The 14,122-nt window shown below is 72.1% G+C and carries 13 protein-coding genes; 5 read left to right on the plus strand and 8 right to left on the minus strand.

What is annotated here, in order from left to right; translation table 11 throughout:
• Window positions 1–46: 46 nt before the first annotated feature.
• Complete coding sequence (locus IG84_RS0103665; protein ID WP_031051240.1) at window positions 47–871, minus strand: hypothetical protein; 825 nt, start codon at window positions 869–871, stop codon at window positions 47–49.
• Between the two features lie 403 nt (window positions 872–1,274).
• Here IG84_RS0103665 and IG84_RS37640 point away from each other — a divergent pair, with 403 nt between their 5' ends.
• Window positions 1,275–1,826, plus strand: a complete 552-nt coding sequence (locus IG84_RS37640) for a group III truncated hemoglobin (RefSeq protein WP_245659210.1) — start codon at window positions 1,275–1,277, stop codon at window positions 1,824–1,826.
• 16 nt (window positions 1,827–1,842) lie between these two features.
• On the opposite strand, the gene IG84_RS0103675 is transcribed toward IG84_RS37640, so the two are convergent.
• Entirely contained in the window at window positions 1,843–2,943 is a 1,101-nt protein-coding gene (locus IG84_RS0103675; protein WP_342668392.1) for a methyltransferase, read from the minus strand.
• 294 nt (window positions 2,944–3,237) lie between these two features.
• Here IG84_RS0103675 and IG84_RS0103680 point away from each other — a divergent pair, with 294 nt between their 5' ends.
• The gene (locus IG84_RS0103680; RefSeq protein ID WP_031051247.1) at window positions 3,238–4,488 is read left to right on the plus strand and encodes an amidohydrolase; all 1,251 of its coding nucleotides are present in this window, start codon (window positions 3,238–3,240) and stop codon (window positions 4,486–4,488) included.
• Between the two features lie 138 nt (window positions 4,489–4,626).
• Window positions 4,627–5,733 (plus strand): MerR family transcriptional regulator, encoded by a 1,107-nt coding sequence (locus tag IG84_RS0103685; RefSeq protein WP_063761737.1) that lies wholly within the window; start codon window positions 4,627–4,629, stop codon window positions 5,731–5,733.
• Window positions 5,734–5,762: 29 nt separating this feature from the next.
• Here IG84_RS0103685 and IG84_RS0103690 read toward each other — a convergent pair whose 3' ends face one another.
• A complete protein-coding gene (locus tag IG84_RS0103690; RefSeq protein WP_051861336.1) occupies window positions 5,763–7,007 on the minus strand; it encodes an NAD(P)/FAD-dependent oxidoreductase in 1,245 nt (414 codons plus the stop codon).
• A gap of 250 nt (window positions 7,008–7,257) precedes the next feature.
• On the opposite strand from IG84_RS0103690, the gene IG84_RS0103695 reads away from it, so the two are divergent.
• On the plus strand, window positions 7,258–7,770 hold the full coding sequence (locus IG84_RS0103695) for an AMP-binding protein (RefSeq protein ID WP_078648585.1): 513 nt from the start codon (window positions 7,258–7,260) through the stop codon (window positions 7,768–7,770).
• A 236-nt stretch (window positions 7,771–8,006) separates the two neighbouring features.
• Entirely contained in the window at window positions 8,007–8,225 is a 219-nt protein-coding gene (locus IG84_RS0103700; protein WP_031051261.1) for a hypothetical protein, read from the plus strand.
• A 44-nt stretch (window positions 8,226–8,269) separates the two neighbouring features.
• Here the strand turns inward: IG84_RS0103700 and mscL are convergent, their stop codons facing one another.
• The 5 genes from mscL to IG84_RS0103725 all read right to left on the minus strand — a co-directional run bounded on the left by mscL (window position 8,270) and on the right by IG84_RS0103725 (window position 13,995).
• Entirely contained in the window at window positions 8,270–8,785 is a 516-nt protein-coding gene (mscL, locus tag IG84_RS0103705) for a large conductance mechanosensitive channel protein MscL (RefSeq protein WP_031051263.1), read from the minus strand.
• A 671-nt stretch (window positions 8,786–9,456) separates the two neighbouring features.
• A complete protein-coding gene (locus tag IG84_RS0103710; RefSeq protein WP_031051267.1) occupies window positions 9,457–10,290 on the minus strand; it encodes an S-methyl-5'-thioadenosine phosphorylase in 834 nt (277 codons plus the stop codon).
• A 97-nt stretch (window positions 10,291–10,387) separates the two neighbouring features.
• Window positions 10,388–10,717, minus strand: coding sequence for an FmdB family zinc ribbon protein (locus tag IG84_RS39525; RefSeq protein WP_078648586.1), 330 nt, complete (start codon window positions 10,715–10,717; stop codon window positions 10,388–10,390).
• Window positions 10,718–10,786: 69 nt separating this feature from the next.
• The gene (locus IG84_RS0103720) at window positions 10,787–12,007 is read right to left on the minus strand and encodes an MFS transporter (protein WP_051861367.1); all 1,221 of its coding nucleotides are present in this window, start codon (window positions 12,005–12,007) and stop codon (window positions 10,787–10,789) included.
• A gap of 482 nt (window positions 12,008–12,489) precedes the next feature.
• Window positions 12,490–13,995, minus strand: coding sequence for a potassium/proton antiporter (locus IG84_RS0103725; protein WP_031051275.1), 1,506 nt, complete (start codon window positions 13,993–13,995; stop codon window positions 12,490–12,492).
• Between the last annotated feature and the right edge of the window lie 127 nt (window positions 13,996–14,122).

Here is a 14,122-nt window from a genome sequence, read left to right on the forward strand (position 1 = left end):
CGTACCACGTGCGTGCGGTGCCGGAGGGGATTGCCCGGGGCCGGTCTCAGCGGCCCGACGGGCCCATCACGATGACGGGATGCTTGGCCGGATCCAGCGTACGCAGCAGCTCGCGCATCACGTCGGCCTTGAGGCTGATGCAGCCCTGGGTGGGGCCGTCGTGGTCGACGTGCAGCCAGACACCGCCGCCCTTCGCCGCGCCTTCGGGGCGCCGCGGGTCCAGGGGCGAGGAGCCCGGCACGCGGTTGTAGTCGATCGCGATCACGTAGTCGAACGAGCCGGCCAGCGGCTCGCCCTCCACGCCCGACCCGTTGGCGACGAAGGAGGAGTTGTGGTCGTACGGGAGCTTCGTGCCGCGCGGCGGAGCCAGCTTGCCGCCCGCGTCGCTGAGCGAGAAGACGCCCTCGGGCGAGCGGAGGTCGCCGTAGTGGTGGTCCTTGGTCCAGCCCTTGGCGGCGTTGTGCGCGGCCCACGCCGTGCCCGCGCGCCACTTCTCGGAGTCCTTGGCGCGGGTGTAGAGCGTGACGGTGGAGTCGTGCGAGTCGGCGTCCTCGCCCGTGACGACGAGCACCTGCCGGGAGTCGGCCGGAATGCGGTCCCGGGTGGCCGCGTCGAGGCCGGGGATGTGGCCCGGCTCCGTACGGACGGGGGAGCCCTGCTTGAGGCCCGTGGGGCGCTGCTTGGAGGAGGCGGTCGCGGTGGGCTCGTCCTGCGCCGTCACCGAGACGCCGTCTGTGCGGTGGTCGTCCCCCGAGGCCGGCCAGGCGCACAGCGCGGCGCCCATCAGCACCACTACGGCCGCGCCACCGACGGCCTTGCCCCGTCGGGACAGGCGTATTCGCTCACTGGGCTGGGCGTGCCGGCCTGCCATGGTGTGACAACTCCTCGCGCGACGGCGCTTCGTGGGCATAAAAGGGGGCAATATGCACCCTACCCTTCACAGGGTGGGTTTAGCCCCGCGGGCCCCTTGTTCCGCTTGTTCTGCACATCATGCCGTGTGGCGATCGGTGCCGGCGCGGAGTGGGTATCCACCGTTGCGGGGCGGACAGTTGGCGCGGCGTACTGTACGGCGGCCCGGGCAGCCGCTGCCTCCCGGTCGCCGGGGGTTGACCGGATTTGGTGCCCGGCGGTGCGCCGGGCAGTGCGGCGGGATCGGGCACCATGGGAAGCCGGGGATGTGGTGAGCGGTGGAGACGGCGAGAGTGGCGGGAGGACCGGCGGTGACGGAGTCGTACGACGGTGAGGTGCCGGCCGGTACAGGGGATGAGCGGCGTGTGTCCGAGGGGCCGGTGCCGGGGCGCGCCCCGGAGGGCCGCGCGTCGGAAGGCCGTGCCCCGGCCGCACCCGCCCCAGACGGCCACGCGGACCTCGCCGGCCGCCCCGACCTCGACCGGCTGCTGCGCCGCTTCTACGCCGCCGCCTTCGCCGACCCGCTGATCGGCCCGTTCTTCACCGACGTCGCGGGCACCGACCTGACGGCGCACCTGCCGACGATCACCGACTTCTGGGAGCGGGCGCTGTTCCGCACCGTGGACTACCGCGGTGACGTCTTCGCCGCGCACGCCGTCCTGCACGCCGTCCGGCCGCTGACCGCCGCGCACTTCGGGCGCTGGGTCCAGCTCTGGCACGCCACCGTGGACGGGCTGCACGCCGGGCCGCGCGCCGAACGCGCCAAGGCGCAGGGCGAACGGCTCGCGGTCGCGATGCTGCGCCGCCTGTACGGCCCGGCCGCCGACACCGGCGGCGGCCCCGGCGGCTTCGTACCGCTGGCCGCACTGCGGCTGCGGGCGGCGGGGCCGCGCGTACAGCCGGCGGCGGCGCTGTGACGCGTACGGCAGTCGGCTAGCCGTTGCCCTCCGCGACCCGGGGCGCCGTCCGCTCCGCCGGTACCGACTCCACGATGGAGGGGAAGGCGGGCGTGGACAGCACGCGGGTCAGCCGGAAGTCCGCTGCCGAGAGCAGCGTGGCGTACTCCTCGGCGGTCCGCTCCCTGCCGTCGAGGACCGCCATCATCGCCACGTCCATCGCCTTGCCGTAGTGCGGCGCGTTGCCCTGCGGCAGCACCGAGTCGACGATCAGCAGCCGTCCGCGCGCCGGGATCGCGGCCCTGACCTGCCGCAGGATGTCCACGCAGGCCGCGTCCGGCCAGTCGTGCAGCACGTGCTTGAGTACATAGACGTCGCCGCCTTCCGGTACGGAGGCGAAGAAGTCGCCCGCCTCGGCCCGCCAGCGGCCCGCCAGCTCCGGTACGTCCAGCAGGTGCCGGGCGATCGCGGGCGCCTGGTCGTAGAGCACCCCGGAGAGCGAGGGGTGCAGCTCCAGGACGGACCGCAGCAGGCCGCCCCGGCCGCCGCCGACGTCGACCACCGTGCTGCCCTCGGGGAACGGATAGCTCTCCGCGACCAGCCCGTCCACCGGGCCGGACAGCGACGCCATCCCCGAGTCGAACAGCTCGCGCGTGCCCGGGTCGGAGGCCAGGAACTCGAAGAGCGGCGCCCCGAAGAGCCGGTCGAACGAAGGCCCGGCGGACCGTACGGTCTCCGCCAGCGCGGCCGAGGACCGCCGGAACGTCTCGTCGGTCAGCATCAGCACCGCGTCCCGCAGGGAGTGCGGCACGTCCGAACGGAGCGGCTGCGCCGCCGGCGTCAGCCGGAAGGCGCCGGTCGCGTCCTCGCGGAAGATGTCCCGGGTGGCGAGGTAGCGCAGTACGCGCCGCAGGTGGGGGCCGTGCGTGCCGGTGGCCTCGGCGAGCTGGTCGGCCGTGCGCGGACCGGCCGCCAGGTGGTCCGCGATGCGGTACTCGACCGCGGTGCGCAGGGCGGCGGAGAACAGGTGTCCCAGCGCGTGCTCCATCAGAAAGGCGACCGGGTCCTCCGGCGGCCGGCCGGCGGCCGGGCGGTCAGCCGGCCGCCCGGTGGGCCGGCCGGTCGATGACGTGGTCAAGATCTGCCTCCCGTCACTCACACAAGGTGAGAGCTGGTGTCCGGGCCGAGGTGGCCGGCCGGGGCGTCCCGTACCGGATGGCCACCGTGCCCGCACCGGACGACCACCGTGGCAGCGCCCGGCCCGCCTGTCACCGGCACCTCCCGCACCACCCGCGAACTCCGGCCACCGATCCGTACCTTCTGTCCCCTCCGGCCGCGTGGCACGCGGCGGCCGCCGTACGGGCCGCGCCCCCTGCGTCGTATGGGCGGCGCCCCCTGTGCCGTGCCAGTGTTCCGTGATCGAATACGGCGCATGAGCGATCGTGCGCGTGAGATGGTCCTGGCCCCGCTCGACGCCCGCATGGCGGACCTCGAAGCCCTCTACGAAGATCTGCACCGGCACCCCGAACTGTCCTTCCAGGAGACCCGCACCGCCGCCGAGGCCGCCCGCCGCCTGGAGGCCGACGGCTACGACGTGCTCACCGGCGTCGGCCGCACCGGCGTGGTGGGCGTACTGCGCAACGGCGAGGGGCCGACGGTCCTGCTCCGCGCCGACATGGACGCGCTGCCCGTGACCGAGCAGTCCGGCCTCCCGTACGCCTCCACCGAGCCGGGCGTGATGCACGCCTGCGGCCACGACGTGCACGTCACCTGCCTGGCCGGCGCGGCCGGCCTGCTCGCCGCCGGACGCGACCACTGGTCCGGCACCCTCGTCGTCCTCTTCCAGCCCGCCGAGGAGGACGGCGGCGGTGCCCAGAAGATGATCGACGACGGTCTCTACAGCAAGGTCCCGGTGCCGGACGTGGTCTTCGCACAGCACGTCGCGCCGCTCGGGGCCGGTCTGATCGCGTACCACGACGGCGCCTGCATGGCCGCCGCCGACAGCCTGCGCATCACCTTCCACGGCACCGGCGGCCACGGTTCCCGCCCCGAGACCACGGTCGACCCGATCCTGATGGCCGCCTCGTTCGTGCAGCGGGTGCAGTCCGTCGTCGCCCGCGAGACCGCGCCCAGGGAACAGGCCGTCGTCACCGTCGGCTCCTTCCACGCGGGGGACGCCCCGAACGTCATCCCCGACCGGGCCACCGTCCAGCTCAGCATCCGCACCTTCGACGAGGAGGTACGCGCCCGGGTACTGGCCGCCGTCGACCGCATCGCCCGCGCCGAGGCCGCCGCGTCCGGTGCGGCCCGCGCGCCCGAGACCGAGACGATCGCGACCTTCCCCGTCACCCGCAACGACTCCGAGGCGCTGCGCGAGGTCAACACCGCCTTCGCCGGGCTCTTCGGCGAGCAGGCGCTGTTCCCCACCGATCCGGCCTCCGGCAGCGAGGACGCGGGCCTGCTCGCCACGGCGGCGGACGCCCCGCTGTACTACTGGTGGCTCGGCGGCTGGGACCCGGCCGCCTTCCGCAAGGCGATGGAGGCCGGCCGGCTCGCCCAGGACATCCCCTCCAACCACTCGGCGTACTTCGCGCCGGTCCAGCAGCCGACGCTGTCGATGGGGACGCGGGCACTGGTGGCGGCGGCGCTGACCCGACTGGCGAAGGACGGGGCGGGGGCCTGAGAAAGGGGCTTCGGTGCCGGCGTTGACCTTGCCCTTGGGGCAGGCCCCAGCCTCGGTCCTGGAAGGCGAACCAGGGGCCGGTGTCCAGACACCGGTTCTCAGGGCGCGGCGTTCCAGGAGACAGGAGAGGGGCAACGGGTGGCGGAGGACGGTCTGCTGACGATCGGTGCGTTCGCCCGCGCCTCCCGGCTGTCACCGAAGGCGCTGCGGCTCTACGACGACCTGGGCCTGCTGCGCCCGGCCCGCGTCGATCCGTTCAACGGCTACCGCTTCTACGCCCGCGACCAGCTCGAACGGGCCCGCCTGGTGGCGTGGCTGCGCCGCCTGGACATGCCGCTGGCCCGCATCCGGACGGTGTGCGGTCTGGCCCCGGCCGAGGCCGCCGCGGAGATCGCGGCGTACTGGGCCGGGGTCGAGGCGGACACCGCTGCCCGCCGGGACCTGGCCGCCTTCCTCATCGACCAGCTCAGCGGAGAGGACACGGCCATGACCCACGAGACGATCACCGGCATCCGGTACGCAGCCCTGTCGGACACCGGCCTGGTGCGCGAGGGCAACCAGGACACGGCATACGCGGACAGCCGCCTGCTCGCGGTCGCCGACGGCTTCGGCGCTGACGGAGCCGCGGCCGGTACCGCCGCGATCGAAGCCCTGCGCACCCTGGAGAACACCCCGGCCCCGCTCCCCGGCGACATCCTCAACACCCTCAGCGAGGCGGTGGGGCGGGCGAACCGGGCCGTGGCGGAGCGGAGCACGGGCGGCACGGGGGAGGACAGCGGCACCACCCTCACCGCGATGCTGTGGACCGGCTCCCGGCTGGCACTCGTGCACGTCGGCGACTCCCGCGCCTACCTGCTGCGTGACGGCGGCTTCTTCCGCATCACGCACGACCACACCCTCGTCCAGTCCCTCGTCGACGAGGGCCGGATCACCCCCGAGGAGGCGTCCGCGCACCCGCAGCGGTCGCTGCTGCTGCGGGCGCTGGACGGCCGTGACGGCGACGGCTCCGTACCGGACGTGAAGCTGCACGACGCCCGGCCCGGCGACCGCTACCTGCTCTGTTCCGACGGTCTGTACGGCGTGGTCACGGACGCGGAGCTGCGTCGCGTACTGGCCACGTGCTCCACCCCGGAGGAGGCGGTGCGCGACCTGATCGCACTCGCCCACGAAGCCGGCGCCCCGGACAACGTGAGCTGCGTCGTCGCGGACACGGTCACGGCAGCGGGTCGGCGTACGGCGTCCTGAAAGCCTGTCTCAGCCCGGCGCGTTGAGCATCACCCCAGTCCCTTGAGCATCCCGTGCCAGTAGAACTGCGGGAGTCCGTACCGCTTGAGGAACCACATGTCCGTCCGCTCCTTCGTCGTGTCCAGGAAGGGCAGCGAGGGAGCGGGCTTCAGTTCGTAGTCGAACTCCGCCAGCAGCATCTTGTGGCGCGCGGTGACCAGCGGGCAGGAGGTGTACCCGTCGTAGCGGGCGCGGAGCGGTCGGCCGCGCAGCGTGTCCCGGAGGTTGGCGACGACCACCGGGGCCTGCTTGCGCACCGCCGCGCCGGTCTTCGAGGTCGGCAGGTTCGCGACGTCCCCGAGCGCGAACACCTCCGGATGGTCCGGGTGTTGCAGCGTCGCCGGGTCGGCCTTCACGTACCCGAAGGGCGAGGCCGGGTCGGCCAGTGGCCCGCCGGCGATCCACTCGGGGGCGGCCTGCGGCGGCACCGCGTGCAACAGGTCGTAGGAAATCGTCTCCTTGTCGCCCGTCGCATGGTTCACGATCACCGCCTCGCGGGCCGCCCCGTCCACGGACACCATCTCCGACCGCAGGCGTACCTCGATGCCGTACCGCCGTGCCACGTCCTCCAGCACCCGGCCGAACTCCGGCACCTTGAACATCGCCGTCTCGGGCAGCACGAGGATGACTCGTATGTGGTCCAGCACGCCCCGCTTGCGCCAGTGGTCGGCGGCCAGGTACGCGATCTTCTGCGGCGCGCCGCCGCACTTCACCGGCCCGGCCGGCATCGTGAACACCGCGGTACCGCTCTTCATGCGGCGGATCAGATCCCAGGTGAGCGGGGCCAGTTCGGGCAGGTAGTTGCTGGTCACGCCGTTGTGCCCGAGAGCCTGCGCGAGACCGGGCACACCGTCGGGCTCCAGCCGCAGCCCCGGCGCGAGCACCAGCCGGTCGTACGACACGGTCCGCCCTGACGCCGTACCGACCGTGCGCGCACCCGGATCGACGGACACGGCGGCCTCCCGCAGCCAGTGCACGCCGGACGGCATGACCTCGGCCTCGGTGCGTAACGACGCCCGCAGCGGCGCCTGGCCGCCGCCCACCAGCGTCCACAACGGCTGGTACCAGTGCGTACCGGACGGCTCCAGCACCGCGACGTCCGGCGCCCCGGCCCGCCGCAGCCGCGCGGCCACGGTGATCCCGGCGGTGCCGCCGCCGACGACAACGATGCGATGGTGCACGCGGCCCGACCGCTCCGCGGGCCGCGTGACGGGCTGACTGGCTGACGTAGACATCCAAGCCTCCTGATCCGAGGGGCGCCAAGCGCCCGGACGGGGTCCTGTGGGCGGGGACTCATGGGCGAGGGCCCGTGGGCGGGGTCCCGGCCGCTGGACGGGTCCCGCCCAGCCTTCCAGGGGTGGGGGATGGGGGCGAGGGCGCGTGGGGCCCGTATTTTCGGCCGCGAGGCGGCGCCTCCGCTTCCGTTGGTGGACGCATCTATCGCACGTTCAACAAACGTTGATCCGTGATCTCCAAGCTGGGCGTATGTTGCGCTGCGTTCCCTCCGAGCCCATTGATCCGAGTCCCGACCCGCACGCTCCGGAGATCGCCCTGAGCTGGACCGGTGAGCCGGGGCGAGTCGAGGAGCTGACCCACAGCCAGCTCATCGGCCGGTCGTCCCGGGCCGCCGCCGCCCTGACCCGCTTCGGTGTACGCGCCGGCGACCGGGTGGCCGTCCATCTGCCCCTGGTGCCCGAGTCGGTGATCGTCACGCTCGCCTGCGGCCGTATCGATGCCGTACGCACCACCCTGCCGGTGTCGCTGACGGCACCCGAACTCGCCGCCCGTGTTCGGGAGTCCGGCGCGCGCGTGGTGATCACCGCCGATGCCGCCTTCTGGGAAGGCGCGGTCCGTCCGGTCAAGTCCACGATCGACCGGGCCCTGTCGCGCGGCGGTACGGACGTGGAGTCCGTACTGGTCGTGAACCGCTGCCCGCGCCCCATCGCCTGGCACCCGGACCGCGACCACTGGTGGCACGAGATCCTCGCCGCGGACTGAGCCCTACGGCGGATGCGCGGGCGGAGACGTGGGCGGGCGCATGGGCCAATGCGTGGACGGACGGGTGGGCGAGCTCTCAGCTCTGCGGGGCCGGTCACCGAGGAAGGGGCACCCGGCGCGGCAGCGCTCGAAGAAGTACCACCTGGCACCGTCGCGCCGGGGTAGGCAGCGCACGGGGCGAGAGCGCCCGGTACAGCCGCGTCGGGGACCGCACCCGGTGGCCGTACCCTGGAGGAATGAGTGAGACCGCGGACGCCGCAGCCGAGAATGAGCCGCAAGAGGCCCCGCAGGCTCCGGCCAAGCCCGCGACTGCCGCGTTGATCTTCAATGATCCGCTGGACCAGCAGTCGGCGGACGACACGGACCGGGGATGGGGCGAGCGGCCCGGGTCCGGGAACAGCAGCGCTGCCGACCTGGCGCGCTTTCTGGACGAGAAGCCGCCCCACCACATCTGACGGCTCCGGAGAGCAGCGCCGGAGGCGTGGGGCGGCGGCTCGCGTCAGCTCTGCGACTTCTCCGTCGAGACGGGGCCGGGGATCGCGCCCGCGGCCACGCCGTCCTCCGAGCCGTTGCGCTGGGTGATCAGCGCGTCGCGGATCTGCGCCAGCAGCTCGACCTCGGTCGGCTCCACCGGGGTGTCCTCCACCGGCTTCTTGGCGTCCTGGCGCGCCTTCCACTTGTTCATCGGAAGGATCATGAGGAAGTAGACGACCGCGGCGGTGATCACGAAGGTCAGCGCGGCGCTGAGCACCGAGCCCCAGAGGATGTAGATGCCGTCGGTGAATTCGCCGGTCTTGGGGTCCGGGTGGCAGGTGGAGCTGAGGCAGCTCTTGTAGTGGTCCAGGTTCTGCGAACCGAGCGCACCGACGAACGGGTTGATGACGCCCTTCACCACAGCGTTCACGATGTTGGTGAACGCGGCTCCGACCACGACGGCAACCGCAAGCTCGATGACGTTGCCGCGCATCAGGAATTCCTTGAATCCCTGCAGCACGCCGTTCTTCTCGTCGCTCACCTGACAGCCTCTTTCCACGCTTACTACGGACGCCGCGCCTTTCCGAGGCGCCGGCGCAACTTACGGCGAGGTGGGGCACAGCTGTCCATGAGGTCAAAAGGGACCGGGGGCTGGACGGAGTGTCAGTACGGATCAGCATGGCGTTACCGCCGTACGGGACGAAATCGCCACATTGCGACATCGGGGGATCGCCCCACCATCCGTCACAGTTTTGCGTGCCTGATGCGTATCGGCCAGTAGAACGGAATTGCTGAAACGGCCTTCGGCACGTGTTTCACCACCCGGTGAGGCGATGGCGAGAGCGGCCGCCATGGCGGCCAGGCCAGCGGAAACGGCGTACCACGGGACCTTCGGCAGGGTCGGTGTCCGGCGCCGCGCACCGCGAATCCGGAATGGCTCGAAGTGCGGAACCTCACACAACGGGGGTGCGGGCAATGGGGGATTGGTGTATGAGCTGGTGGTCATCGTCGTCACCGCCGGAAAGAGGGGAATTGCACGCCCTCGGGTCGGTGCGCCGGGGCGTCGGACGAGAACCACCCTGACCGAATCCGGCGAAACTCGCGGCGGCCTGTGGACAGCCGATCCCGCTACCCGTCGGTTGTGTACAACTCCCTCACCCGCAAGGGGGTCACGGGGCGCCCGCGAGGACGGCTGCGGCGTCCGTGAGGCGGTTACGGCAGCTCGATCCCCAGTTCCAGGTCCGCGTGGACCTGGGCGCAGGCACAGGTGCGCGCAGTGGAGGCGGGAAGGGCGGCCACCGCGTCGAAAAGGACCTCGCGCAGCCGGCCCACGTTCTCGGCGAAGACCCGCAGAACCTCGTCGTGCGAGACGCCCTCGCCGGCCTCGGCCCCCGCGTCCAGGTCCGTGACCAGGGCCATGGAGGTGTAGCAGAGGCCCAGTTCGCGGGCCAGGACGGCTTCGGGGTGGCCCGTCATGCCGACCACCGACCAGCCCTGCGCGGCATGCCACCGCGACTCGGCGCGCGTGGAGAAGCGCGGGCCCTCGATGACCACGAGCGTGCCGCCGTCGACCGGCTCCCAGTCGCGCCCGCGGGCGGCGTCGGCGGCGGTCCGGCGGCCGGCCGGGCAGTACGGGTCGGCGAAGGCCGCATGCACGACGTTCGGGACGCTGCCGTCCGGCAGGGGCACCCCGTCGAAGTACGTCTGGACGCGGGTCTTCGTGCGGTCCACGATCTGGTCCGGCACCAGGAGCGTGCCGGGGCCGTACTCCGGGCGCAGGCCGCCGACCGCGCACGGCCCGAGGACCTGGCGGACGCCGACGGAGCGCAGTGCCCACAGGTTGGCGCGGTAGTTGATGCGGTGCGGCGGGAGGTGGTGGCCGCGGCCGTGCCGGGGCAGGAACGCGACCTGCCGGCCGGCGACCTCCCCGAGGAAGAGCGAGTCACTCGGCGGCCCGTAGGGCGTCTCGACGGTGACCTCGGTCACCTCGTCGAGGAAGGAGTAGAAGCCCGAGCCGCCGATTACGCCGATCTCCGCGTCCGCCATGCGGGTCACCCTATCCGCGACGGCCCGCCCGCGGTGGTGTGCGGCACAACGCCGCGGACCCCGCCGTCAATGACGGCGGGGTCCGCGAGAATGGCTGTCAGGCGGCGGAGCTGCTGCTCGACGTGGTCGAGGAGGAGCTGCTCCCGGACGTGGTCGACGAGGAGCTCGACGACTTGCTGTCGGAGCTGCTCGACGCCGAGGAGGACGTGCTCGACGAGGAGGACGACGCGGGGCTGCTGCTCGACGAGGAGCCGCGGCTGTCGTTCCGGTAGAAGCCGGAGCCCTTGAAGACGATGCCGACCGCCGAGAAGACCTTCTTCAGGCGTCCGCGGCAGCTCGGGCACTCGGTGAGGGCGTCGTCGGTGAACTTCTGCACGGCCTCAAGGCCCTCGCCGCACTCGGTGCACTGGTACTGGTAGGTCGGCACGTTGTCTTCCTCCTGGCACTCTCACTCAATGAGTGCTAACGACGATCCATAGTGCAGTATTCCGGCGCGTCAGTCCACTGTGACCGGCGTACGGTGACCGACCCCACGTGCCGCGATCCGTCCTGTACCGGGCGGAATCAGGCGTCCCCGCAGCGCCGCGAGCACCAGGAAGGCCAGCGCCGTACCGGCCAGCGGCACGAAGAACCCGGCGCTGGGACCGAAGCGGTCGGTGAGCTGCCCCGCGGTCGTGGCGGCCGCGGCCTGACCCAGTGCCACCGCGCCGGTCAGCCACGTGAACGCCTCCGTGCGGGCCGAGGCCGGCACCAGGGACTCGACCAGGGTGTAGCCGGTGATCAGGGCCGGTGCGATGCACAGGCCGACCACCAGGCCGGTCAGGCCCAGCAGCGGTACCGCGGTGAGGGCCCACAGCGGGGTGGTGGCCAGTGCCAGCAGTCCGTAGGCGACCAGCAGCCGGCGGCGCGGGCCGACCTTCCAGGCGATCGCGCCGCACACGATGCCCGCGGTCATGTTGCCCGCCGCGAAGATCCCGTACAGCACGCCGTTGATGCCCGGCTGCCCGATGGACTCCGTGAACGCCGTCAGTGAGACCTGCATGCCGCCGAAGACCGAACCGATACCGAGGAAGACCGCGATGAGGACCCGCACACCGGGGACCGAGAGGGCCGAGGTACGGGGCGCGTCGCCCTCCTTCGTACGGTGCGCGGCCGGCTGGCTCCGGTGCTGCGCCGCGAAGAGCAGGCCGCCGGCCAGCGTCAGGACGGCCTCGGCGATCAGGCCGGCCGCCGGGTGGACGCTCGTGCACAGCGCGGTCGCCAGTACCGGGCCCACCACGAAGGTGAACTCGTCGGTCACGGACTCGAAGGCGGCGGCGGTCGACATCAGGGGGCTGTCGCTCAGCCGCGCCGCCCACCGTGCGCGCACCATCGGACCGACCTGCGGTGTCGAGGCTCCCGTGGGGACGGCGACGACCAGCAGCGCCCACAGAGGCGCGTCCAGCAGCGCAAGAGTGAGCAGCGCCGCCACAGAGGCGGCGTGCACGGCCACACCGGGGAGCAGGACGGCGCGCTGCCCGAAGCGGTCGGCGAGCTTGCCGCTCTGCGGGGCGAACAGCGCCATCGAGATGCCGGTCGCCGCGGAGACCGCGCCCGCGGTCCCGAAGGAGCCGGTGGTGTGCTGGACGAGCAGGACGATGCCGATGGTGAGCATCGCGAAGGGCTGCCGGGCCAGGAAGCCGGGCAGGACGAAGGTCCACGCTCCCGGGGTACGCAGGAGCTGTCCGTATCCGGGGCGCTTGCCGGACGGGCCGCCTGCGGGAGCGCTGTCTGGGTGCTGCGACTCGTCGTGGGCCGTCGAAGCGTTCTGGACCGTGGATGCCACGGCCGGGCCTTTCCGCCGCCTGGTGACGCGCCCGTGAGGTGATCACGGAGAGCGCGCCGAGAGCTGTCCTCTCGCGCTGGACCGAGTGATACCGGGTCCGCACCTGAGAGGTGGCTGCGTGCGCAGGGGACCGCGGCCGCCGAGCGGTCGCGCCAGCTCTGCATCAGGCAGAGTGGGTGTCGTGCATTGCTTCTTCAATGCTACAGGCGAGAGGGGGTTGCGACCTGCGATCGACATGGTGAGATCTGTCCCACACCTGGGATCGGACGGGGTCTTGCGCGATGCGCCGAGGTTCTGCGCACGCGGCGCACCGAGGTACTGACCGCCGCCTCGCGAAGAGGCGTGCCCGCCCTCGTCTCCGGCGAGCCGACCCCTCAGCTCCGGGGCGCCGACGCCCCGCCCGTGCCCAGCCAGCCCGCCAGCTTGCCGCCCTGGGAGACCGCCTGGAGGCGCCGCTCGGCCGCGTCCCGCACCGGGTCGGTGGCCACGACCAGAAGCTCGTCGCCGCGCCGCAGGACGGTCGTGGGGGACGGTACGAAGCTCGTGCCGTCCCGGACGACCAGCGTGACCGCGGCACCGGCCGGCAGCCGCAGCTCGGCGATCTCCACGCCGTGCATCCGGGACTTCGGCCCGATCGCCGTCGACAGGAGGTGGCCGCGCAGGCGCTCCAGAGGGGCGGACTCGATACCGAGGTCGGCGGCCTCCTCGTTGTCGCCGATCCGCAGCCGCCGGGCGAGCCAGGGCAGCGTCGGGCCCTGCACGAGCGTGTAGACGACCACGAGGACGAACACGATGTTGAAGACGCGCTCGCTCTCCGGGACCTCGCCCACCATGGGGATCGTCGCCAGCACGATGGGCACGGCGCCGCGCAGCCCCGCCCAGGAGAGCAGCGTCTGCTCGCGCCACGGCATACGGAACGGCCGCAGGGTGAGCAGGACGGACAGGGGGCGGGCGATCAGCGTGAGTATCAGGCCGATGATGATCGCGGGCAGGATGTCGTCGCCCAGGTTGTGCGGCGTGACGAGCAGGCCGAGCAGGATGAACATGCCGATCTGGCCGAGCCAGCCCAGGCCCTCGGCGAAGCCGCGAGTGGCCGCGGAGTGCGGCAGCTTGGAGTTCCCGAGGACCATCGACGCCAGATAGACCGCGAGGAAGCCGGAGCCGTGCGCGAGAGCGCCCGCGGCGTACGCGGAGACCGCGATGGCCATGACGGCGATCGGGTACAGGCCGGAGGCCGGCAGGGCCACGTGCCGCATGCCGTACGCGCCGAGCCAGCCGATCGCCACGCCGATCGCGGCGCCGATGGCCAGCTCCAGGGCGATCTCGCCGATCAGGACGTACCAGTGGTCGACCGGGCCCGCCGTGGAGAACGCGACGACCAGGATGACCACGGGGGCGTCGTTGAAGCCCGATTCGGCCTCCAGGACGCCCGTGAGGCGGGCCGGCAGCGGGACGCTGCGCAGCACCGAGAAGACCGCCGCGGCGTCGGTGGAGGAGACCACCGCGCCGATGAGGAGCGCCTGCCGCCATTCCAGCCCGACCAGGTAGTGCGCGCCGGCCGCGGTGACCCCCACGCTCACCGCGACGCCGAGGGTGGAGAGCAACGCGGCCTGGGGGAGCGCCGGTCTGATCTCTTTCCACTTCGTACCGAGGCCGCCTTCGGCGAGGATCACCACGAGCGCGGTATAGCCGAGGATCTGGGTCAGTTCGGCGTTGTCGAAGACGACGCCGATGCCGTCGGACCCGATGGCGACGCCGATCCCCAGGTAAACGAGCAGGCTGGGGAGCCCGCTGCGCGAGGAGATCCGTACGGCCGCCACGGCGATGAGCAGTACGAAAGAGCAGACCAGCAGGAGTTCGTTGAGGCGGTCGACAGTCAGGGGCCGGGTCCTTCCACGTGGCTTTCCGGGTGAACGCTCCCCGGATTTTTACTTACTGTATCTAGTTACTGACCCTAACAATTTACCATTACTTGAATGTCGGACGCGTTGGTGGTGACTCCGCGTA

It is taken from the genome of Streptomyces ochraceiscleroticus, from assembly GCF_000720485.1.
In the GTDB taxonomy this organism is placed as follows: Bacteria; Actinomycetota; Actinomycetes; order Streptomycetales; family Streptomycetaceae; genus Streptomyces; species Streptomyces ochraceiscleroticus.